This is a genomic window from Caulobacter sp. (genome assembly GCF_017744445.1).
Classification (GTDB): Bacteria; Pseudomonadota; Alphaproteobacteria; order Caulobacterales; family Caulobacteraceae; genus Caulobacter.
The window spans coordinates 239,731-260,171 of record NZ_JAGIBH010000001.1; the positions used below are offsets into that span (position 1 = coordinate 239,731).

Genomic DNA, 20,441 nt, shown 5'->3' on the forward strand with positions numbered 1-20,441 from the left:
CAGACACCCATTCGACGAGTACTTCCATGACCTCCGTATCCGACAGCGCTTCGACCAAGCGCGACAACGTCGTCATTTTCGACACCACCATGCGCGACGGCGAGCAGTCGCCCGGCGCCTCGATGTCGCTGGAAGAGAAGCTGGAACTGGCCAAGATCCTCGAGGAGATGGGAGTCGACATCATCGAGGCCGGCTTCCCGATCGCCTCGAACGGAGACTTCGAGGCCGTCCGCGAAGTGGCCAAGATCGTCAAGAACTCGACCATCGCCGGCCTGTGCCGCGCCCACCAGGTCGACATCGACCGCTGCGCCGAGGCCCTGAAGCCCACCCAGCGCGGCCGGATCCACGTGGTCATCGCCACGTCCGACCTGCACATGAAGCACAAGCTGCAGATGGAGCCGGACGCCGTCATCGACGTGATCGCCCGCTCGGTGGCCCACGCCCGCAACCTGCGCGACGACGTCGAGTGGTCGGCCGAGGACGCCACCCGCAGCGACCGCCAGTTCCTGCGCCGCGCCATCGAGACCGCCATCAAGGCCGGCGCCACGACGATCAACCTGCCCGACACGGTGGGCTACACCTATCCGTCGGAATATGCCGACCTGTTCAACTGGATGGTCAACAACGTCGAGGGCGCTGATCGCGTCATCTTCTCCACCCACTGCCACAACGACCTGGGCCTGGCCGTGGCCAACAGCCTGGCCGGCGTGCAGGGCGGCGCTCGCCAGGTCGAGTGCGCCGTGAACGGCCTGGGCGAGCGCGCCGGCAACGCCGCGCTGGAAGAGATCGTCATGGCCCTGAAGGTGCGTGGCGACCGTCTGCCCTATCAGACCGGCATCGACACCACCCACATCACCCGCGCCAGCCGCTATGTCTCGGCCATCACCGGCTTCCCGGTGCAGTACAACAAGGCCATTGTCGGCAAGAACGCCTTCGCGCACGAGAGCGGCATCCACCAGGACGGCATGCTCAAGAACCGCGAGACCTATGAGATCATGACGCCGGAGTCGGTGGGTCAGGCCCCGTCGAGCCTGGTCATGGGCAAGCACTCGGGCAGCCACGCCTTCCGCGCCAAGCTGAAGGACCTGGGCTACGAGCTGGGCGAGAACGCGCTGAAGGAAGCCTTCGGCCGCTTCAAGGACCTGGCCGACCGCAAGAAGCACGTCTACGACGACGACATCATCGCCCTGGTCGACGACGCTCTGGCGCGCGGCTCGGAGAAGATCCGCGTCTCGCACCTGCGCGTGGTGGCCGGCACCGAAGGCCAGTCGGCTGAGCTGACCCTGGACGTCGACGGCGTCTCGAGCACGGCCGAAGCGACCGGCGATGGTCCGGTCGACGCGGTGTTCAACGCCATCCACAAGATCGTGCCGCACAGCGCCGCCCTGCGCCTCTTCCAGGTGCACGCGGTGACCGAAGGCACCGACGCCCAGGCCCAGGTCTCGGTGCGTCTGGAAGAGGACGGCCGCATCGCCACCGGCGCGGCCGCCGACACCGACACCCTCACGGCCTCGGCGAAGGCGTACGTCAACGCGCTGAACAACCTCTTCGCCCGCAAGGAGAAGAGCCGGCCCGAAGCGGCGATCGCCAGCGGGTTCTAGGACCTAGCAAGGCATCCCCCACATCCGACCGTCCCCGCGAAAGCGGGGACCCAAGCTGATTTTCGGAATGTAGCTCGGCTAGAGCCAGGCTCCCTGATGCCGCTTGGATCCCCGCTTTCGCGGGGATGATCGGTGTGAGGTTGGTTCAGGCCGCTCTACGCGAACTGAATGGCCGCGTGGCCAGGATCTCGGCGCCCAGGTGCGCCTGGGGCTGCACGTCCATGCCCAATTCGCGAAGGCTGTCGGCCAGCGCGCGGCGGGGCTGCTCGTCCAGCAGGGCGCTGGCGTCCACGACCAGCGTGCCGCCCGGGCGCAGCATGCTGTAGGTCGCGGCGATGATGGCTCGCGTGTCCTCCAGCGTCTGGCCGTCCAGGACCAGCAGCACGTCGCTGCGTTCGTCGGCGGCGCCGCAGGTGGCCCGGCGGGCGGCCTCGACGCGCTGATAGCCGCGACGCCACAGCTGGCACATGGCCTCGCCCGCGCCGGGACCGGCCACGGCCACGAAGCACAGCGGCGTGGCCTCGGCGAGCTCCAGCATGCGGTCCAGGGCGGGGTTGATCCCGTTGGTCGGCACCCCCAGCAGGAACTGGGCGGCCTGGCGGATGGGAACCCATTTGGGCGGGCGCGGGGACATGGTCTGAAAACCTCATCAAAGCGAGCGTCGCCACGGGGCGACGAACGCCGCCTGTCTTGCGCCTCCCGCGCATAAGGGCTCCATGCGAAACCAGCCCGCCCGCCTAAGGGCGGCATAAAGGTCGGATCATGATCTGGATCCCCATCACCATCGTCGCCACGATCTTCCAGGTCGCCCGCAACGCCGCCCAGCGCTCGGTCATGGGCGGAGCGGGGCCCTGGGGCGCGACCCTGGTCCGCTTCCTGTTCGGCCTGCCGTTCGCCGCCGTCTTCGCTGGGATCGCCGTGCTGCTGACGCCGGGCCTCGACTTCCATCCGCACGCCAGGTTCTGGATCGCCTGCGTCGCCGGCGCGGTGTTCCAGATCTGCGCCACGGCCGCGATGCTGACGGCGATGCATCGCTCGTCGTTCGCCCTGGGCACCGCCCTGCAGCAGAGCGGCCTGCCGTTCGCCCTGGTCTTCGGGGCGCTGGTGTTCAAGGACCATGTCGGGCCGATCGCCTGGGCCGGCGGGCTGGTGGCGACCGCGGGGCTTGCCGCCCTGTCCTGGCCGCGCGGCGAGGTCGTGATCCGCAAGGGCGCGGTGCTGGCGGGCCTGGCGTCGGGCGCGGCCTTCGCGCTGTGCGCCAACTGCTTCCGGCAGGCGGCTTTGGCCCTGGACCCGGTCCATCCCCCGGCGGCGGCCTTCACCACCGTGCTGGTCGTCCAGGCCATCCAGACGCTGGGCCTGACCGCCTGGCTGGCCTGGCGCAATCCGGACTCGCTGAAGGCCGTGCTAGCGGCCTGGAAGCAATCGCTGGGGGCGGGATTCTGCGGGGCGGCGGCCTCGGGCCTGTGGTTCACGGCCATGGCCCTGTCGCCCGTGGGGCCGGTGCGGGCGGTCGGCGTGGTCGAGATGCCCGTCGCCGCCATCGCCGGACGCCGTCTGTTCAAGGAACGTTTGACCCTGTCCCAGATGACCGCCGGCGCGATAACGGCGGTCGGCGTCGTCATGGCCGCGCTCGGCTAGATTTCGCCACTTTGGGATGCTTGGCCAGCTAGACCGCAAAAGCCTTAGAGAACCCCGCGAATAGACCTTGAAATCAACGCTTTCGCAGGGCAAACGGGCGGCGTCGGCGCGCCTTTTGGCCGTCCCGGCGACGGCGCGGCCAGGATGCGGCGCACCCGTCGGGCGACAAGGCGTGCGGGCTGGGGCGAAATCCCCTAAATGCGGGAATCATGTTGTCCTCGCATTGAATTGAAGTAGGAGCCTTTTCTTCTCCGCCGACCCCGTCCCCGGGACGGAAAAGCTCCCGCTTCGCCGATCTGACGACTTTCTGCCTGCTCGTAACGCCCCTCATACCCCTCAGTCAGGGTTTTCAATGTTCTCTTCCCTCTTCGGCGTGATCTCGAACGACATCGCCATCGACCTCGGAACGGCCAACACCCTCATCTACATGAAGGGCAAAGGGATTGTTCTGAACGAACCGTCGGTGGTGGCGCTGCGCAATGTCGGCGGTCGCAAGATCGTCCACGCCGTGGGCATCGAGGCCAAGCAGATGCTGGGCCGCACCCCGGGCCACATGGAAGCCATCCGCCCGATGCGCGACGGCGTCATCGCCGACTTCGAAGTCGCCGAAGAGATGATCAAGTACTTCATCCGCAAGGTTCACAACCGCAAGGGCTTCGTGAACCCCAAGGTGATCGTGTGCGTGCCGTCGGGCGCCACCGCCGTGGAACGCCGCGCGATCAACGACAGCTGCCTGAACGCCTCGGCCCGCCGCGTCGGCCTGATCGACGAGCCGATGGCCGCCGCGATCGGCGCCGGCCTGCCGATCCACGAGCCGACCGGCTCGATGGTCGTCGACATCGGCGGCGGCACCACCGAGGTGGCCGTGCTGTCGCTGTCGGGCATCGTCTATTCGCGCTCGGTCCGCGTCGGCGGCGACAAGATGGACGAGGCGATCATCAGCTACATGCGTCGCCACCATAACCTGCTGATCGGCGAAACGACCGCCGAACGCATCAAGAAGGAAATCGGCACCGCCCGGGCTCCGGCCGACGGCGAAGGCCTGTCGATCGACGTCAAGGGCCGCGACCTGATGCAGGGCGTGCCGCGCGAAGTCCGCATCTCGGAAAAGCAGGCCGCCGACGCCCTGGCCGAACCGGTCGGGCAGATCGTCGAAGCCGTGAAGGTGGCCCTGGAAGCCACCCCGCCGGAGCTGGCCAGCGACATCGCCGACAAGGGCATCATGCTGACCGGCGGCGGCGCGCTGCTGCGCGGCCTGGACGCCGAAATCCGCGACCACACGGGCCTGCCCGTCACCGTGGCCGATGATCCGCTGTCGTGCGTGGCCCTGGGCTGCGGCAAGGTGCTGGAACACCCGAAGTGGATGAAGGGCGTTCTGGAATCCACGCTGGCGTAAGCTAACATTGCTCTAGTGGCGCCTCGGGGGGCGCCGGGAGATACAAGTACGTGCCCTTTCGCGAAGGTCCCCTCGGCGACCTGAAAGTGCCGCTTACCTGGACGGCGGCGGTGGCCCTGATCGTGGCGGCCGTCATCGCCGTCGCCTTCCTGCTGGCTGACCGGCGGGAGACCCTCCAGGAGCAGGCCTATGGCGTCACCCGCCAGACGGTGGACGTCGTGGCCAAGCCGGTCAGCGGCGCCATCGCCGCGCCGGGCCGCTGGACGGGCTTGGGCTTTGACTATGTCCGCAGCTACTTCTTCACGGCGCAGGAAAACCGCCGGCTGAAGACCGAGCTGGCCGAGATGCGCCAATGGCGTGACCGCGCCCTGGCCCTGCAGGACCAGAACGAGCGCTTCAAGTCGCTGATGGGCCTGCGCACGGATCCGCCGATCCCGATGGCCTCGGCCCGCGTGGTCAGCGACAGCCGCGGTCCCTTCGCCAACACCCGCCTGGCCGACGCCGGCTCGGAAAAGGGCATTGTGGTCGGCAACCCGGTCCTGAACGAGCGCGGCCTGGTCGGTCGCGTGGTCGGCGTCTCGCATGGCGTCAGCCGCGTGCTGCTGCTGACCGACATCGCCTCGCGCACGCCGGTGATGATCGACCGCACCAACGCCCGGGCCATCCTGACCGGCGATGGCGGTCCCAACCCGAAGCTCGAATACCTGCGTGGCGTCGATCCGATCCAGCAGGGCGATCGCGTCGTGACCTCGGGTGACGGTGGCGTCGTGCCGCGCGGCCTGCCGGTCGGTGCGGCCGTGAAGGGCCTGGACGGCCGTTGGCGCGTCGTTTTGTTCGCCGACCAGTCGTCGATCGACTTCATCCGCATCCTGCTGTTCAAGGACTTCGCCCAGCTGGCGAACGAGAAGGAACTGCAGGCCAAGACCCTGCCGCCGGTGACGACCGAGGATCCGCAGACCTCGATCCTGTCGATCCCGCCAGCCGCACCGGCGCCGGCTGCTCCGGCTCCGACGACGACCGCGCCGTCGGCCGCTCAGCCGAAGCCGCCCGCGGCCGCCGCGCCGAAGCCGGCCGCCCCCAAGCCCGCTCAGCCCAAGCCGGCCGCCGCCCCAGTGGCGACGAGGCCCCCGCCGACGGGAACGCCCCAATGAGCATGAGCGGCGGGCGAGCGCTGAACCCCGGTCGCTGGCTGGGCGTGCCGATGCTGCTGTGCATCGTGGCGACGATCCTGTTCGCCGCGCCGATCCGCATCTGGGGCCTGCAACTGCCCGAGCCGGTGTTCGCCATGGTTCCGGCCTTCGCCTGGGCGATGATCCGGCCGTCGATCCTGGCGCCGTTCGCCCTGCTGATCCTGGGCCTGTTCCTGGACATCTTCTGGGGCGGTCCGACGGGCCTGTGGGGTCTGTCGCTGCTGGTCGCCTACGCCATGGTCCTGATCCTGCGCAACGCCATGACCGGCCAGAGCCGGCCGATGATGTGGGCCTGGTTCGCCGGGGTCACGGCCGTGACCATGGTCGCGGGCTTCTTGTTCACCATGCTCGACAGCCTGGCCATGCCCAGCCTGCTGGCCGTCTTCTGGCAGTTCCTGGTGACGGCGCTGCTGTTCCCGTTCGCCCACCGCCTGGTCGATCGCTTCGAGGACGCCGACGTGCGGTTCCGGTGAGGCCATGAGCGAACCGTCCATCTTCTTCTTCGAGGTCAATGAGCGTCAGGGGGTCTTCCACCGGCGCGCGTTCCTGCTGGGCGGTTTCACGGGCCTGGGCCTTCTGGCCCTGGGCGGACGCCTGGCCCAGCTGCAGCTGGTCGAGGCCCAGCGCTATCAGAAGCTTTCGGCCGGCAACCAGTTCAACTACCGCCTGGTGCCGCCGCCACGCGGCCTGATCCTGGACCGCAACGGCGTGTCGCTGGCGTCCAACCGGCCCAACTTCCGGCTGATGATCAACAAGGACAAGGATCTCGACGCCGAGGCCGTCCTGACCGACCTGGCCAAGCTGGCGCCGATCGACGAGGCCCGCCGCAACCGTGTCCTGAAGGAACTGGCCCGCGCCCCGCGCAAGGCCCCGGTCGTGGTGATGGAGGACCTCTCGTGGGAGGAGTTCTCGCGCATCAACATCCGCGCGCCGGAACTGCCCAATGTCACCGCCGACATGGGCGAGGTGCGGGTCTATCCGTTCGGCGGCGCCTTCGCCCACGTGATCGGCTATGTCGCCAAGGTCAGCGACCGCGACCTGAAGGCGGCCGAGGGCGACACGACCCAGGACCAGGAACTGCTGCACCACCCGGGCTTCCGGATCGGCAAGCAGGGCGTCGAGAAGGCTTTCGACAAGGACCTGCGCGGCCGCGCCGGCGCCACCAAGACCGAGGTCGACGCCCAAGGGCGCGTCGTGCGCCTGGATCCGGCCGGTGACATTCCGCCCACGCCGGGCAAGGAAATCCGCCTGACGCTGGACGCCGACATCCAGAATCGCGCGCTCGAGGTGATGGGCGACGAAAGCGGCGCGATCGTCGTGATGGACATCCGCACCGGCGACCTGCTGTGCATGGCTTCGGCGCCCAGCTTCGACGCCAATCGTTTTGTGAAGGGCTTGTCGGGTGCGGAGTACAAGGCCCTGGCCGAGTACGAACGCAAGCCGCTGCTCGACAAATCGCTGACCGGCACGTTCCCGCCGGGGTCGACCTTCAAGCCGACCGTCGGCTTGGCCGCATTGACCGCCGGCATCGACCCGGAGATCCGGATCAACTGTCCCGGCAGCTGGTACTATGGCGGCCGGGTCTGGCGCTGCTGGGAGAAGGGCGGCCATGGCCCCCAGAACATGCACGACGCCATCAAGAACTCGTGCGACGTCTATTTCTACCAGACCTCGCTGAAGGTCGGCCCCGACGCCATCGCCAACGCGGCGCGCGCCATGGGCTTTGGCCAGCTGTTCGACATCGGCATCCCCGGCCAGAAGAAGGGCAATGTCCCCGACCGGGCCTGGAAGAAGCGAGCCTTCAAGAAGAATCCAGCCAACCAGGTCTGGTTTCCGGGCGAGACCCCCAGCTACGGGATCGGGCAGGGGGCGTTGACCGTCAACGCCTTGCAGCTGGCGGTGATGACCGCGCGCCTGGCCAACGGCAAGAAGGCGCTGAACCCGCGGCTTATCAAGTCAGTCGGCGGTGTTGAGCAGCCCAGCGGCGCGGCCGTGCCGGACCTGCCGTTCTCGCAGGAACACCTGGAGTATGTGCGCGGCGGCATGGCCGCCGTGGCCAACGACGTGCGCGGCACGGCCTATCGCCAGAGCCAACTGGGCCTGGGCGATGTGCAGATGGCCGGCAAGACCGGTACGGCCCAGGTGCGCAGCTATGACGGCGTCGCCAACCGCAAGGGTACGGGCACCATCTGGCGCCTGAAGGACCACAACCTGTTCGTGGCCTTCGCGCCCTATGACGACCCGCGCTACGCCGTGGCGGTCATCATCGAGCACGGCGGCATGGGCGGCGCCACGGCCGGCGCGCCGCGCGCCCGCGAAGTCATGCGCGTGGCCCTGCTGAAGGACCCCGAGATCCGCGCCCGCATCGAGCGTCCCGCGCCGCTGCCCGAGGCCGCGCCGGAAGACATCATGGAAGGCGCCGCGCCGGAGGATCCCGTCGAGGGCGCCGCCCCGCCGGCGCCGGACGTCGCACCCATTCCGCCCACCACCACTCCGCAGGGAGGCCCGCAATGACCCTGAGTGGCGGCCTAACGCGGCCGGGCGAACGCGATCGTCCGGTCATCAAGTTCATGGAGGTCGACTGGACCTTCTGCCTGGTGCTGGCCCTGATCGCGGGGACGGGCGGACTGATGCTGTTCTCGATCGCCGGCGCTTCGTGGGAGCCCTGGGCCGATCGGCATCTGCTGCGCTTCGGCGTCTACTTCATCATCATGATCGCCCTGGCCATGTGCGACCTGCGATGGTGGTTCAACGCGGCCTATCCGATCTATGTGGTCGGGGTGCTGCTGCTGATCGCGGTGGACCTGGTCGGCGACATCTCGCTGGGCGCCCAGCGCTGGCTGCAGGTGGGCCCGCTGCGGTTCCAGCCCTCCGAGGTGATGAAGATCGGCCTCGTGCTGGCCCTGGCGCGCTTCTACCACGGCCTGTCGGCAGACCGGGCGCGGATGTCGTGGTGGCTGCTGATCCCGGCGGCGATGATCGGCGTGCCGTTCCTGCTGGTGGCCAAGCAGCCCGACCTGGGCACCGCCATCCTGCTGGGCGCGACCGGCGGGGCGATCATGGTGCTGGCCGGCCTGTCCTGGCGGATCATCGCGGCGATGGGCGCCCTGGCCGCCGTGGCCGTTCCGCCCTTCATCATGTTCGGGCTGCACGACTATCAGCGCAACCGCATCCTGACCTTCATGAACCCCGAGAAGGACCCCTCGGGCGACGGCTATCACATCCTGCAGTCCAAGATCGCCCTGGGCTCGGGCGGCCTGCTGGGCAAGGGCTTCGGACTGGGCTCGCAGAGCCAGCTGAACTTCCTGCCCGAGAAGCAGACCGACTTCATCTTCGCCACCCTGGCCGAGGAGTTCGGCTTCGTCGGCTGTTTCGGCGTGCTGTTCCTGTACGGCGCGGTGATCTTCATGGCCCTGCGTATCGCCTCGATCAGCCACAGCCACTTCGGACGCCTGTCGGCGGCCGGCGTGACGGCGACCTTCTCGCTGTACGTGCTGATCAATGGGGCCATGGTCATGGGTCTGGCCCCCGTCGTGGGCGTGCCGATGCCGATGCTGTCGTACGGCGGCACCGTGATGCTAACGGTCATGGTCGGCTTTGGCCTGGTCCAGTCCGTCCGCGTGCACCGCTACACCGAAGTGACCAGCGGCAAGGGCTCGCTGGTCTAAGGGGCTCGCTGGTCTAGCTGCTGACCAGCGCAGCCTCGGTCGCCCGCACCAGGCCGTCGATGACGCCCGGCTCCGTCGACGCATGCCCCGCGTCCCAGACGATGTCGAAGCGGGCTTCGGGCCAGGCCTTGTGCAGCTTCCAGGCGCTGTCCAGCGGGGTGACCACGTCGAAGCGGCCTTGAACGATCCAGCCGGGAATGTGCCGGATCTTGTCGATGTTCTTCAGGATCCAGCCGTCGTGGTCGAAGAAGCCCTTGTTGGTGAAGAAGTGGCACTCGATCCGCGCGAAGGCGATCGCGAAGTCTTCTTCGTTGAATTTAGGGGGACGGGCCTCCGGCCCTCGAAGCGAGATGGTGTCGCCTTCCCACTGGCTCCAGGCGGCGGCGGCTTCCAGCTGCACGCGACGGTCCTGGGCGGTCAGGCGGCGATGATAGGCGCTCATCAGGTCGCCGCGCTCGTCCTCGGGGATCGGGGCCAGGAACCGCTCCCAGGCGTCGGGGAACAGCATCGAGGCGCCTTCCTGGTAGAACCAGCGCAGCTCGCGCTCGGTCAGCAGGAAGATGCCGCGCAAGACGAGGCCCGAGACGCGCTCGGGGTGCTTGATGGCGTAGGCGAGGGCCAGGGTCGAACCCCACGAGCCGCCGAACACGGTCCACTTCTCGACGCCCAGGTGCTCGCGCAGGCGCTCGATGTCCTCGATCAGGCTCCAGGTGGTGTTGTCGTCCAGGCTGGCGTTCGGGCGCGAGCGGCCGCAGCCGCGCTGGTCGAACAGGGTCATGCGCCATTTGGTCGGGTCGAAGAACCGCCGCATGGTCGGATTGACCGCGCCGCCAGGACCGCCGTGCAGGACCACGCAGGGCTTGCCGCGCGGGTTGCCGCATTCTTCGTAATAGATCTCGTGCGGTCCGCCGACGGGCAGCCAGCCGAACGAGAATGGCTCGACCTCACGGAAGAGGCCACGACGACCGATGGAACCCATGACGGCGGCGGAAGCGTTACGATCCATGAGACTAACCCTAACGTGGTTTGTATCCGCCTGTGAACGGAGGAAGATCACGGGGTCGCGCGTTTCGTTCGGTTCTGTATGTTGCCGCCCATGACTCAGCTGACCCCTGAAGACTATTCAGACGACGAACTGCTCGCGATGCTCAATCCCGCGCAGCTGGCCGAGCTTGACCGTCAGATCGGCGAGATGTTCGGGGCCGAGGGCGTCGACCGGATCGAGGCCCTTTTCGCCATGGCCAATGTCTACAGCTTGCGCGCCGCCGAGCGTGACGAGGTCTCGGCCCTGGCCATGCTGCAGCTGGCGGCCGCCATGCGCCGGCGCGCCGACCTGATGCTGGCGTCCAAGAACTAATCCCAACACCGTTTCTCCGGCTTTCGCCGGGGAGATCGGATTCAGGTTGGAAAGCGCCGGTCCAGCCAATCCAGGATCGCCGTGTTCACTTCGGCGGGCTTTTCCTGCTGGGTCCAGTGACCGCTGCCTTCGATCAAAACCTTCTCCAGGTCCGAGATCTGGTCGCCCATGCGATCGGCCATGGCCGGCGGCAGGACGACGTCCAGCTCGGCCATGATCATCAGGCAGGGGATGCCGTCGATCCGGCGCGGCAGGCTCTCGGCCTTCTCCCAGTTGCGGGTGAAGTTGCGGTACCAGTTGATGCCGCCGGTGAAGCCCGTGCGCTGGAAGGCCTCGACGAAGAAGGCCAGCTCCTCGGGCGCCAGGAACTGGTTGTCGTCGGTGGCGGGGTCGTAGTGGTCCAGGGCGTCTTGCAGGGCCAGGCTGCGGCGCTCGGCCGGTCGGCCCAGGAACTCGTCCTGGCTGCCCTTGGGCTTGCGCATGAAGAAGCGGATGGTCCGCTCGGGATCCGCGCCCAGCCGGCGGTCGGCTTCGCCGGGTTTCTGGAAGTGGACGATGTACATGTCCTCGCCATAGGCGTTGCGGAACATCTCGATCGGATCCAGCGGCAGGCGCGGCGTGAAGGGTGTGTTCAGGCCGATGATCCCCGCCACGCGATCCGGATGCAGCAAGGGCATCTGCCACACGACGATGCCGCCCCAGTCGTGGCCGACGAAGATGGCCTTCGGAACGCCCAAGTGGTCCAGCAGACCGACGAGATCGCCGGTCAGGTGCTCCATGTCATAGGCCTCGACCGCCTCGGGGCCGGGCGTCAGGCCATAGCCCCGCTGGTCGGGCGCGATCACCCAGCGGCCGGCGGCGGCCAGGGCGGCGATCTGATGGCGCCACGAGAAGGCCAGTTCCGGGAAGCCATGGCAGAAGACGATCGGCACGCCCTGGCGCGGACCGGCCTCGTAATAGGTCATGCGGATGCCGTTCACGTCAGCGTACTGGGGCTCGGGGAGGCCTGGATTCTTGACCGTCATGACCGCTCGTCCTCCCGCTGGCTTATGTGATTGGCGATAACTTGAAGGGCTCCCGTCAGGCGGGCAAGCGCCATTTGTGGGTTCCCCTACGGGAGGTTTGAGGTTTCCCCACGGCCGAACGGGCGTAAAAGGCCGCATGACCGACACCGCCCAGCCGCCCGCCGCCGTTCCGTGGCGACTTGTCCTGCTCCTGGGCGCGCTGACGGCCTTCGCGCCGATGTCGATCGACATGTATCTGTCCAGCCTGCCGGCCATCGGTCGCAGCCTGCATGCCGGTCCCGAGCAGACCCAGACGACCCTGGCGGCCTTCTTCGCCGGCATGGCCATCGGCCAGGTGATCTATGGTCCGGCCTCGGACCGCTTCGGCCGCCGCTTGCCACTGCTGGTCGGTATCGGCGTGTTCATCGCCGCCTCGGTGGTCTGCGCCCTGGCCCCCAGCATCGAGATCCTGATCGCCGCCCGTTTCATCCAGGCCTTGGGCGGCTGCGCGGGGGCGGTGATCGCTCGCGCCGTGGTGCGCGATCGTTTCAGCCACGCCGACACCGCCCGGGTGCTGTCGCTGATGACCCTGATCATGGGCCTGGCGCCGGTGCTGGCCCCGCAGTTCGGCGGTGTCGTGCAGTTCTTCGCCGGCTGGCGCGGCGTGTTCTGGGTGCTGGTCGCCTTTGGTCTGTTGATCGGCCTGTGGGTGACGATCAGCCTGGCCGAGTCTCGCTCAGCCGAGACCGAGGCCCAGGCGCGGGGCGAGAACCCGCTACGGGCCTATGTCGCGCTGTTCGGCATGCGCCGGCTGATGGGCTACGCGCTGGCTGGAGCGCTGAACGGCGCGGTGCTGTTCACCTACATCTCGGGGGCGCCGGACCTGATCATGGGGACCTATGGCCACTCGCCGCTGGTCTTCAACATCATCTTCGCGTTCAACGCCGTCGGCATCATCGGGGCCAGCCAGATCAACCGGCTTCTGCTCCGCCGCAACCTGCCCGACCAGGTGCTGAGCAAGGCCAGCATCGCCTCGATCGTCGCGGCCTTCCTGCTGAGCATCGCCGCCTTCACCGGCTGGGGTGGCCAGTGGACGGTGCTGCCGCTGCTGTTCTGCGCCCTGTCGATGTACGGGCTGATGGGCGGCAACACCATGGCGGGCGCTCTGAGCGTGGACCCGCGCCGGGCCGGCTCGATCTCGGCCCTGATGGGTTCGGCCTCGTTCGGGGCGGGCGCGCTGGCCTCTTGGGCTGGCGGCCTGCTGCACGACGGCACGCCGCGGCCGGTGGCGGGGGTGATGTTCGCCTGCCTGGTCGGTTCGGCGCTGGCGATCTTCTTCCTGGCCCTGCCGGGCGCCAAGAAGGCTCAGGCCTGAGGCGCGGTGAAGCTCCGCCAGGCCAGGACGATCCAGCCGATCATGAACGCCAGGCCGCCGATCGGGGTGACCGCGCCCAGGATGCGCGGCCCTCCCAAAGCCATGGCGTACAGCGAGCCCGAGAACAGTACGGTCCCGGCCAGGAAGAACGCGGCCGCCGCGCCCATGCCCTTGATCCCCGCGCGTTGCAGGGCGAAGGCGGCGAACACCGCCAGGGCGTGGGCCATCTGGTACTGTGAGCCCGTATGCAGCCACTCGACCGGCTTGGGCTCGGAGACGCCATGCGCGGCGAAGGCTCCAAAGGCTACGGCCAGCAGGCCGCTGACCGCCGCCAGGCCTGTCCAGATCCGGGGAGTCCAGGCCTTCATCCGCTTTACGTTCCGTCACCGTTGCAATCGCAGAGCGCGACCTTAACGTCGTTCACCTGGACGTAAAGCGACGCCGCTTCCTTACGCAGCAGAGCGCCGCATCGGACAGGGGAGGACGGCATGGCGCTCACCTGGGGCGACGATTACCCGATCCATCAGACGCCCGAACCCGTGGCCTATGCCGGGACGGATCGGAACTTCTACGACCGCTATTTCTTCAACGGCTATGCGAGTGAAGGTGACGGGAGCGACCTGTTCTTCGCCGCCGCCTTCGGGGTCTATCCGCACCTCAACATCGCCGACGCCGCCTTCTGCGTGATGAAGGACGGCAAGCAGGTCAATCTCCACGCCAGCCGCTGGCTGAAGATGGAGCGGATGGACCTGACCGTCGGCCCGATCAGCATCGCCGTCGAGACGCCGCTGCAGCGCCTGAAGCTGATCGTGGCCGCGCCCGAACAGGGGATTGCCGCCGAGATCGTCTTCGAGGGCCGCGCCTTCCCGATCGAGGAGCCGCGTTTTGTCCGCCGCAACGGTCCGCGCGCCTTCCTGGACTATACTCGCCTGACCCAAAACGGCCGCTACAGCGGCTGGATCGAGGTCGACGGCGTGCGCACCAGCGTCGACGGCTTCGTCGGTACGCGCGATCGCTCGTGGGGTGTCCGCCCCGTGGGCGCTCGCGATCCGCAGGAGTTGGCCCCGCCAGCTCTGCCACAGTTCTTCTGGCTATGGGCGCCGTGCAATTTCGAAGACGGCAGCCTGTTCTTCCACACCAATGACGACGAGCTGGGCCGGCCCTGGAACCGCCGCGCCGTCTGGCTGGAGGACGGCGAGCGCGAGATTGCGTTCGGCGGCTTTGCCGACGCCTCATGCGCCATCGGCTGGAAGAGCGGCACGCGCCACGCCTCGGCCGCCACGATCGATCTTGGCGACGACGGCTCTGTGACCGTCGAACCCAAGACCGAGTTCTTCATGCTGGGCCTGGGCTACAACCACCCCGTCTGGGGCCACGGCCTGAACCACGGTGAGCTGAAGGTCGAGCGCGAGGACTTCGTGACCGCAGACCTGGACCGCAAGATGCCGCACCTGCTGCACGTCCAGGCTCTCAGCGACGTCACCTATGTCGACGGCGCGGGCCGAGAGCGAAAGGGCAGGGGCGTCTTCGAGCAACTGGCGATCGGCCCGCACGCGCCGTCGGATTTCGCCTCGATCCTGGACATGGCCCCGTGAGCCTGGGCGAGCGCCTGGAGGCGTATCTCACCCGCACCTGGGGCCAGCCGGTCGACGTCGCCGACCTGTCGCGGATCCCCGGCGGGGCCAGTCGCGAGACCTATCGTTTCGTCGCCAAGGTCGGTGGGGAGACCCGGCCGCTGATCCTGCGCCGAGACCCGACCGGCAGCCTGATCGAGACCGATCGGAACCTGGAATACCTCGCCCTGGAGAGCTTCCACGACAAGCTGCCCGCGCCACGCCCGGTGGCCATGGACGCCGAGGGCGCGGAACTGGAGCGGCCGTTCTTCGTCATGGAGCGGGTCGAGGGCGGGGCGGCGGCTTCGCCCTTCACCGTGCTGCCGTACGGCGACCATGCGCGGGTGATCGGCGAAAGCTTCTTCCAGATCCTGGGGACCATCGCCGCTGTCGAGCCGTCTGGCTTGCCGCTGGCCAAGGCCGCGCCCACGCCAGCGCCCGAAGACTGCTGGCGCGTGGCGCTGGACCAGTGGTCCGACGTCATCGAGGCAGACGAGCAGCACCCGCAGCCGATCGTCCGCGCCGCCATCCGCGCCCTGCGCCGCAAGCCGCCACCGCCCGCGAGCGCCGTGCGGGTGGTGCATGGCGATTATCGCACCGGCAATTTCCTGCACGACGGGGCAGGGCAGATCCTGGCGATCCTGGACTGGGAGATGGTCCATCTGGGCGATCCGCTGGAGGACCTGGCCTGGGCGATCGATCCGCTGTGGGGCCATTTCGACGCCGCCAATGTGGCCGGCATGATCCCGCGCGCCGAAGCACTGGCGATCTGGTCGCAAGCCGGTGGCCTGCCGGTCGACGAAGACGCTCTGGCTTGGTGGTCGTTGTTCGCTGCGGTGAAAGGCCAGGCGATCTGGACCTCGGCGGCCAAGGAATATCGCGACGGCGGCTTCAAGGAGCCGATCCTGGCGGTGTCGGGCTGGTACACCGCCCGCCGCCACGACGAGATCCTGGCCGCCATGCTGCTGCGCCTGGAGGACCTGTCATGACCCCCAGCCTGCCCGACGTCCTGGTCGGCAATTTCCTGTGCATGATGGATCCCGGTCCGCCCGAGCAGCAGGGCGAGTTCATGGCCGGCAAGGTCGCCATCGTCGCCATCCTGTCGCTGCTGGCCGCCCAGGAGACCGAGCGCGGCGTGGCCGCGCGGGTCGCCGAGAACATCGCCATCCGCGCCGTGCTGGACGAGGCGGCGGGCGACTACGGGCTGGATGTGGCCGCTCTGCCGTCGACCGAGGGGCTGACCTTCTCGGCGCTGGACCGGGTCAACGCGGCCTTGCGCAAGGCGTTGATCGATCTGCACGAGGCGGTCGAGGCGCGAGGCGACACGACGCGCCATCACGCGATCCTGCGGCTCTACGCCAAGATGGCCGAGCTGCGACGGCTGGATCTGCCGCCGCTTCCCGGACGGTAGAGACCGCTATTTGTGCTTGTTGTGCTGGGCCACCTCGTCCGGCTGGATGTCCAGCGGGGCGGGGGCGGCGGCGTTGTAGGCGCCGGTCTGGTGCAGGTCCATGACCACGCTGCGATGGCCTTCCCAGATCATGTGCAGGGCGACGTACAGCACGATGGCCAGGCCGACGAAGCCGATCCAGCGGTGCTTGTGCAGCAGGTTGGCGATGGCGCTGGCGGCCAGGCCCATCAGGGCGATCGACAGCAGCAGGCCGAAGATCAGGATGCCGGGATGCTCGCGGGCCGCGCCGGCCACGGCCAGCACATTGTCCAGCGACATCGAGACGTCGGCGATCAGCACCTGGATGAAGGCCTGCTTGAACGTCTTGGCCTGGCGGACGGGCGGCTCGGTGCTGGGGTCGCCGTCGATGGCGGCCATGGCGTCGGCGTGAGCGGCCTGCTCGCGCATCTCGCGCCACATCTTCCAGCAGACCCACAGCAGCAGGAAGCCGCCGGCCAGCAGCAGGCCGATGACGCCCAGCAGCCAGGTGGTGATCAAGGCGAAGCTGATGCGCAGCACGACGGCGGCGCCCAGGCCGTACAGGATGACCTTCTTGCGATCCTTGGGCGGCAGGCCGCCGGCGGCTAGGCCCACGGCCACGGCGTTGTCGCCGGCCAGGACCAGGTCGATCATCAGGACTTGGAGCAGGGCGGTCAGCGGGCCTTGCAGGCCGCCGAGATTAGCCGTCAGAGCTTCGAACATGCGTCCTCAATGCGGTGACGCGCGCGACGATGCAAGGCGCAAAAGTCCGGGCCCTCGCGCAAAAACAAGAACGCCCCGGATCGGTGATCCGGGGCGTCCGCTTCTCAGGGCCGCTTAGTGAGCGTGCTCGGGTTCCTTGTGGTGCGCATCGTGCGCGCCGTGGCCCTGATCGCCGTGGCCAGGGTCGGCCGGAGCGTGGTGGCCGTGGTCGTCATGGCCGTGACCGTGGTCGGCGGCGTGAGCGTCATGACCCTGGCCGTGACCGTCATGGCTGGTATTGGCCATGAAGGGGTTCGTGTACCCGACGTGCTCGGCCGGCGCGTGCGGCTCGGGGTGAGCCTCGGCGTGCAGGTCGTGACCATGACCCTGATCGGCATGACCGTGGTCCGCGTGGCCGTGATCGGCATGGGCGTCGTGGTGGCCATGGTCGTCATGGCCGTGGCCGTGATCGTCATGATGCGACATGGCCGAAGCCGCGACCGCGCCCACCGCTGCGCCGCCGGCGGCGGCCACGAACGGGTTGACGTACGAGACGTGGGCCGACGAGGGCTTGGGATCCTCGAACTCCATCTCGTTGCGGCCGTAGTCGGTCAGGGTGCGGTACTTGCGCTGGCGCTCGGCGCGACGGCGAGCCGCCGCGGCGTTGCGCGAGACGCCGACCAGGATGATCAGGGCCAGCAGCACCAGGGCCACGCCCAGGGCGGTCTTCATCGGCACCGAGCCCAGGCCCGGCAGCGAGATGTTGCCGTTCAGGGCGCCCAGGTCGAGCTGGCCGAAGCCTTTCTTGACCTTTTCCGGCAGGGCCGCGACGCGCTTGCTGATCGTGCCCAGGGCGAAGCCTTGCGGCTCCTTGGCGCCATTCAGCTCGACGCCGAAGTCCGACTTCAGCTGGCCCTTGGCGTCCGGACCCGGCTTGACCTGCCACGCGAAGGTGGTCGGCTCGCCCGGCTTGACCACGGCGGTCTGGCGACCGTTCGGGGTGACCTCGTAGCCTTCGCCCGACAGTTCGGCATAGGCGCTGGTCTTCTTGGCGGCCTTGCCCAGGCCCAGCTTGGCGGCTTCCTGCTTGATCAGGTCGCCCAGCGTGGCCGGCAGCGACAGGGTCACCTGGCCCGGCTGGTTCTTGCCCAGGCTCTCGCCGGCGGCCAGGACGGCGCCGTTGGTGGCTTCAGGCGCGACGGCGGCCTGCAGCTTCTCGAGCTTGGTGGCGGGCTTGGCGGGCGTGACCGGAACAACCGGCTTGGCGGCGACCACCGGCGGCTTGTTCAGCGGCGTGGCCGGCAGCACGGGCTTGGCGGCCTGCACGGGCGCGGGCGCCGGAGCGACCGTCTTCGGCGCGACGGGCTTGGCCACGATCGGCGGCTTGGCGGCCACGGGCTTCTGGACGACCGGGGCCGGGTGCGACGCGGCCTTCGGCGCGGCAGGAGCCGTCGCGTAGACGCGGTGCGGCTTGGCGGCCGGACGCTGCTGCTCGTAGCGGCTGGAGCCCTTCGGATTGGCGATCGGGCGCATGGCCGTGACCAGCGTGCCGTCCGGACGGCGCCAGGTCTTCAGGTGCGTATTGCGCGCGGGCGGCGGAGGCAGGGGCTGCGACGACACGCGCGTGTCGCCGGTCGCGGCGACCGGACCGCCCAGCAGGCCGTCCTGGGCCTGGCTGGCGTCCGGCGCAGGCGCGGCGCCCATCAGGTCCGGCGTGCCCGCATCAGCCTGCTGGTAGTCGCTGCGCGGCGGCGGCGCATTGGCCTGGTCGCCGGCGCTGCACCCGGCCAGCAGCAGCGCGCCGGCCGCCGTGGTGGCCAGGGCGGCCAAGCGTACATTACGTCCAAACATCGGGTCCCCCGATCCCATGTCGAAATTCTCCGCGAGCAGGCGCTCGCGGACCACTGTTCGCGAGAAGAGCACGAGCTTGCGACGAAATCAAAACGGTTAAAGAGGATTCACGAACCCAATTCTTCCCTGAGGCGAACTCTGGACGCCTCGTAGAGTGCGATCGCGGCGGCGGCCGAGACATTCAGGCTCTCGAAACCGCCCGGCATCGGGATCTTTCCCAAGGCGTCACAATGCTCTGCGACCAGGCGACGGACACCTTCACCCTCAGAACCCAGAACAAGTACAGTCGCCTGTCCGTCGAGTACGGCTTCGAGGCTTTCTTCGGCTTCACCGGCCAGGGCGATGGCGCGCCAGCCCAGTTCGGCCAGTTCCTCGAGGGCTCGGGATAGATTGACCACGCGCGCGTAGGGGACCTTGTCGACCGCGCCGACGGCGGTCTTGGCCAGCACGCCCGACAACGCCGGCGCATGGCGATCCTGCAGGATGACGCCGGTGGCCCCGAACGCGGCGGCCGAGCGGAAGATGGCGCCGATGTTCTGCGGATCGGTGATCTGGTCCAGCATGACCAAGAGGCCCTTCGCCGGCGTCCCCATCTCGGCGATGCTCATCACCTCGGGCTCGTCGATCTTCAGCGCCAGGCCCTGGTGCACCGCGCCCTGCGGCAACTGCTTGGCGATCTCCTGACCTTCCATCACCTGCAGGCAGGAAAGTTTCTGAAGATTCGGCGCGAGTCGCTTGGCGCGGTCCGGGGTGGCCAGAAGGCGCTTCGGAGCCGGTCGTCGGGGGTTCGAAAGCGCCGCTTCCACGGCGTGAGTCCCCCAGATCCAGTCCTTGGCGTCGCCTTGGCCTCTCGAAAAGTTGTTCTCTTTCCGTGGCTTGGAACGAAAATCGCGTCCTTGTGCAGAAGGTCGTTTCCGGTCGTTGCGTTCGGAATGAGAGGACACTATAAGACGCGCTCCGATTTGGGGCCCCAAGGGCTTCTCGGGCCAGCCGGCGCTGCTCTTAGCACCGTCCGTCACCGGTCCAAGAAGCTTTTGTTCCAGTTCGAAAATCAACAGCTTGCTGTTGGTCGACGAACCGGATAAAGGCCGCCGGCTTCGGAACTCCGTCGCGTGCTTGGGGGAATGTCCCGAGTGGCAAAGGGGGGGGACTGTAAATCCCCTGGCGTCAGCCTTCGTAGGTTCGAGTCCTACTTCCCCCACCATGCACGCGACGAGTTCCGGAGGCCAGCGTGGGCGTCCCAGAGACAGAGACCGGGAGCCAATCGCGACCCCGCTAGCCCCGTTGGGGGATTGGGCGGGTATAGCACAATGGTAGTGCAGCAGCCTTCCAAGCTGAGGATGCGGGTTCGATTCCCGCTACCCGCTCCAGCTCCCCGAGTTACATCCCAACAACAGCCGCCGGCGCGAAGGTAGAGACGATGGCCAAGGAAAAGTTCGAACGCACTAAGCCGCACTGCAACATCGGCACCATCGGTCACGTTGACCATGGCAAGACGACGCTGACGGCGGCGATCACGATCACGCTGGCGAAGTCGGGCGGCGCGACCGCCAAGAACTACGCCGACATCGACGCCGCGCCGGAAGAAAAGGCCCGCGGCATCACGATCAACAC

At 68.1% G+C, this 20,441-nt stretch carries 19 protein-coding genes, 2 tRNA genes and 1 pseudogene (1 of these 22 running past the window's edge); 15 read left to right on the forward strand and 7 right to left on the reverse strand.

What is annotated here, in order from left to right; genetic code table 11:
- Positions 1-26: 26 nt before the first annotated feature.
- Complete coding sequence (locus J7528_RS01270; RefSeq protein ID WP_291870556.1) at positions 27-1,601, forward strand: 2-isopropylmalate synthase; 1,575 nt, start codon at positions 27-29, stop codon at positions 1,599-1,601.
- Positions 1,602-1,746: 145 nt separating this feature from the next.
- On the opposite strand, the gene J7528_RS01275 is transcribed toward J7528_RS01270, so the two are convergent.
- Entirely contained in the window at positions 1,747-2,235 is a 489-nt protein-coding gene (locus J7528_RS01275; RefSeq protein ID WP_291870558.1) for a hypothetical protein, read from the reverse strand.
- Between the two features lie 128 nt (positions 2,236-2,363).
- On the opposite strand from J7528_RS01275, the gene J7528_RS01280 reads away from it, so the two are divergent.
- From J7528_RS01280 to rodA, 6 genes are all read left to right on the forward strand, one after another.
- On the forward strand, positions 2,364-3,242 hold the full coding sequence (locus J7528_RS01280; RefSeq protein WP_291870560.1) for a DMT family transporter: 879 nt from the start codon (positions 2,364-2,366) through the stop codon (positions 3,240-3,242).
- A gap of 352 nt (positions 3,243-3,594) precedes the next feature.
- Positions 3,595-4,638, forward strand: coding sequence for a rod shape-determining protein (locus J7528_RS01285; RefSeq protein ID WP_004623009.1), 1,044 nt, complete (start codon positions 3,595-3,597; stop codon positions 4,636-4,638).
- Between the two features lie 50 nt (positions 4,639-4,688).
- On the forward strand, positions 4,689-5,789 hold the full coding sequence (gene mreC / locus J7528_RS01290; protein WP_291870562.1) for a rod shape-determining protein MreC: 1,101 nt from the start codon (positions 4,689-4,691) through the stop codon (positions 5,787-5,789).
- Entirely contained in the window at positions 5,786-6,301 is a 516-nt protein-coding gene (locus J7528_RS01295; RefSeq protein ID WP_291870563.1) for a hypothetical protein, read from the forward strand. The genes mreC and J7528_RS01295 overlap by 4 nt, the downstream gene beginning before the upstream one ends.
- Positions 6,302-6,305: 4 nt before the next feature.
- Positions 6,306-8,342 (forward strand): penicillin-binding protein 2, encoded by a 2,037-nt coding sequence (mrdA, locus tag J7528_RS01300; RefSeq protein WP_291870565.1) that lies wholly within the window; start codon positions 6,306-6,308, stop codon positions 8,340-8,342.
- Positions 8,339-9,496 carry a rod shape-determining protein RodA gene (gene rodA / locus J7528_RS01305; RefSeq protein ID WP_291870567.1) on the forward strand — a complete coding sequence of 386 codons (1,158 nt, stop codon included), beginning with the start codon at positions 8,339-8,341 and terminating at the stop codon, positions 9,494-9,496. The genes mrdA and rodA overlap by 4 nt, the downstream gene beginning before the upstream one ends.
- A 13-nt stretch (positions 9,497-9,509) precedes the next feature.
- Here rodA and pip read toward each other — a convergent pair whose 3' ends face one another.
- Positions 9,510-10,502, reverse strand: coding sequence for a prolyl aminopeptidase (gene pip, locus J7528_RS01310; RefSeq protein ID WP_291870569.1), 993 nt, complete (start codon positions 10,500-10,502; stop codon positions 9,510-9,512).
- A 90-nt stretch (positions 10,503-10,592) separates the two neighbouring features.
- Here pip and J7528_RS01315 point away from each other — a divergent pair, with 90 nt between their 5' ends.
- A complete protein-coding gene (locus tag J7528_RS01315) occupies positions 10,593-10,853 on the forward strand; it encodes a low temperature requirement protein A (RefSeq protein WP_291870571.1) in 261 nt (86 codons plus the stop codon).
- Positions 10,854-10,894: 41 nt separating this feature from the next.
- Here J7528_RS01315 and J7528_RS01320 read toward each other — a convergent pair whose 3' ends face one another.
- The gene (locus J7528_RS01320) at positions 10,895-11,878 is read right to left on the reverse strand and encodes an alpha/beta hydrolase (RefSeq protein WP_291870572.1); all 984 of its coding nucleotides are present in this window, start codon (positions 11,876-11,878) and stop codon (positions 10,895-10,897) included.
- 136 nt (positions 11,879-12,014) lie between these two features.
- Between J7528_RS01320 and J7528_RS01325 the strand changes: the two genes are divergently transcribed.
- Positions 12,015-13,232: a multidrug effflux MFS transporter gene (locus tag J7528_RS01325; protein ID WP_291870574.1), complete on the forward strand. Its 1,218-nt coding sequence runs from the start codon at positions 12,015-12,017 to the stop codon at positions 13,230-13,232.
- Here J7528_RS01325 and J7528_RS01330 read toward each other — a convergent pair.
- Positions 13,223-13,600, reverse strand: coding sequence for a DUF423 domain-containing protein (locus tag J7528_RS01330; RefSeq protein ID WP_291870576.1), 378 nt, complete (start codon positions 13,598-13,600; stop codon positions 13,223-13,225). The genes J7528_RS01325 and J7528_RS01330 overlap by 10 nt on opposite strands.
- A 120-nt stretch (positions 13,601-13,720) precedes the next feature.
- On the opposite strand from J7528_RS01330, the gene J7528_RS01335 reads away from it, so the two are divergent.
- Genes J7528_RS01335 through J7528_RS01345 form a run of 3 tightly spaced genes read left to right on the forward strand, consistent with a single transcriptional unit; the run spans position 13,721 to position 16,256 of the window.
- Positions 13,721-14,827 (forward strand): hypothetical protein, encoded by a 1,107-nt coding sequence (locus J7528_RS01335; RefSeq protein ID WP_291870578.1) that lies wholly within the window; start codon positions 13,721-13,723, stop codon positions 14,825-14,827.
- Positions 14,824-15,834, forward strand: a complete 1,011-nt coding sequence (locus J7528_RS01340) for a phosphotransferase family protein (RefSeq protein WP_291870580.1) — start codon at positions 14,824-14,826, stop codon at positions 15,832-15,834. Before J7528_RS01335 ends, J7528_RS01340 begins: the two co-directional genes overlap by 4 nt.
- Positions 15,831-16,256: a hypothetical protein gene (locus J7528_RS01345; RefSeq protein ID WP_291870582.1), complete on the forward strand. Its 426-nt coding sequence runs from the start codon at positions 15,831-15,833 to the stop codon at positions 16,254-16,256. Before J7528_RS01340 ends, J7528_RS01345 begins: the two co-directional genes overlap by 4 nt.
- Before the next feature lie 6 nt (positions 16,257-16,262).
- Here the strand turns inward: J7528_RS01345 and J7528_RS01350 are convergent, their stop codons facing one another.
- The 3 genes from J7528_RS01350 to rlmB form a co-directional block, all read right to left on the reverse strand.
- Positions 16,263-16,997, reverse strand: a complete 735-nt coding sequence (locus J7528_RS01350) for a TerC family protein (RefSeq protein ID WP_291870584.1) — start codon at positions 16,995-16,997, stop codon at positions 16,263-16,265.
- Positions 16,998-17,111: 114 nt separating this feature from the next.
- On the reverse strand, positions 17,112-18,827 hold the full coding sequence (locus tag J7528_RS01355) for a stalk-specific protein X (RefSeq protein ID WP_291870586.1): 1,716 nt from the start codon (positions 18,825-18,827) through the stop codon (positions 17,112-17,114).
- A 107-nt stretch (positions 18,828-18,934) separates the two neighbouring features.
- On the reverse strand, positions 18,935-19,771 hold the full coding sequence (gene rlmB, locus J7528_RS01360) for a 23S rRNA (guanosine(2251)-2'-O)-methyltransferase RlmB (protein WP_291871292.1): 837 nt from the start codon (positions 19,769-19,771) through the stop codon (positions 18,935-18,937).
- Between the two features lie 174 nt (positions 19,772-19,945).
- Between rlmB and J7528_RS01365 the strand changes: the two genes are divergently transcribed.
- The 3 genes and pseudogenes from J7528_RS01365 to J7528_RS01375 all read left to right on the forward strand — a co-directional run.
- Positions 19,946-20,031, forward strand: a tRNA-Tyr gene (locus tag J7528_RS01365).
- A gap of 92 nt (positions 20,032-20,123) precedes the next feature.
- A tRNA-Gly gene (locus J7528_RS01370) sits at positions 20,124-20,197 on the forward strand.
- Between the two features lie 50 nt (positions 20,198-20,247).
- A pseudogene (locus J7528_RS01375) lies at positions 20,248-20,441 on the forward strand (EF-Tu/IF-2/RF-3 family GTPase) (it continues 522 nt past the right edge of the window).

Bases quoted from the DNA above. Each gene is read 5' to 3' on its own strand.
- J7528_RS01270 (WP_291870556.1), top strand. From the start codon at position 27: ATGACCTCCGTATCCGACAGCGCTTCGACCAAGCGCGACAACGTCGTC.
- J7528_RS01275 (WP_291870558.1), bottom strand. From the start codon at position 2,235: ATGTCCCCGCGCCCGCCCAAATGGGTTCCCATCCGCCAGGCCGCCCAG.
- J7528_RS01280 (WP_291870560.1), top strand. From the start codon at position 2,364: ATGATCTGGATCCCCATCACCATCGTCGCCACGATCTTCCAGGTCGCC.
- J7528_RS01285 (WP_004623009.1), top strand. From the start codon at position 3,595: ATGTTCTCTTCCCTCTTCGGCGTGATCTCGAACGACATCGCCATCGAC.
- J7528_RS01295 (WP_291870563.1), top strand. From the start codon at position 5,786: ATGAGCATGAGCGGCGGGCGAGCGCTGAACCCCGGTCGCTGGCTGGGC.
- mrdA (WP_291870565.1), top strand. From the start codon at position 6,306: ATGAGCGAACCGTCCATCTTCTTCTTCGAGGTCAATGAGCGTCAGGGG.
- rodA (WP_291870567.1), top strand. From the start codon at position 8,339: ATGACCCTGAGTGGCGGCCTAACGCGGCCGGGCGAACGCGATCGTCCG.
- pip (WP_291870569.1), bottom strand. From the start codon at position 10,502: ATGGATCGTAACGCTTCCGCCGCCGTCATGGGTTCCATCGGTCGTCGT.
- J7528_RS01315 (WP_291870571.1), top strand. From the start codon at position 10,593: ATGACTCAGCTGACCCCTGAAGACTATTCAGACGACGAACTGCTCGCG.
- J7528_RS01320 (WP_291870572.1), bottom strand. From the start codon at position 11,878: ATGACGGTCAAGAATCCAGGCCTCCCCGAGCCCCAGTACGCTGACGTG.
- J7528_RS01325 (WP_291870574.1), top strand. From the start codon at position 12,015: ATGACCGACACCGCCCAGCCGCCCGCCGCCGTTCCGTGGCGACTTGTC.
- J7528_RS01330 (WP_291870576.1), bottom strand. From the start codon at position 13,600: ATGAAGGCCTGGACTCCCCGGATCTGGACAGGCCTGGCGGCGGTCAGC.
- J7528_RS01335 (WP_291870578.1), top strand. From the start codon at position 13,721: ATGGCGCTCACCTGGGGCGACGATTACCCGATCCATCAGACGCCCGAA.
- J7528_RS01345 (WP_291870582.1), top strand. From the start codon at position 15,831: ATGACCCCCAGCCTGCCCGACGTCCTGGTCGGCAATTTCCTGTGCATG.
- J7528_RS01350 (WP_291870584.1), bottom strand. From the start codon at position 16,997: ATGTTCGAAGCTCTGACGGCTAATCTCGGCGGCCTGCAAGGCCCGCTG.
- J7528_RS01355 (WP_291870586.1), bottom strand. From the start codon at position 18,827: ATGTTTGGACGTAATGTACGCTTGGCCGCCCTGGCCACCACGGCGGCC.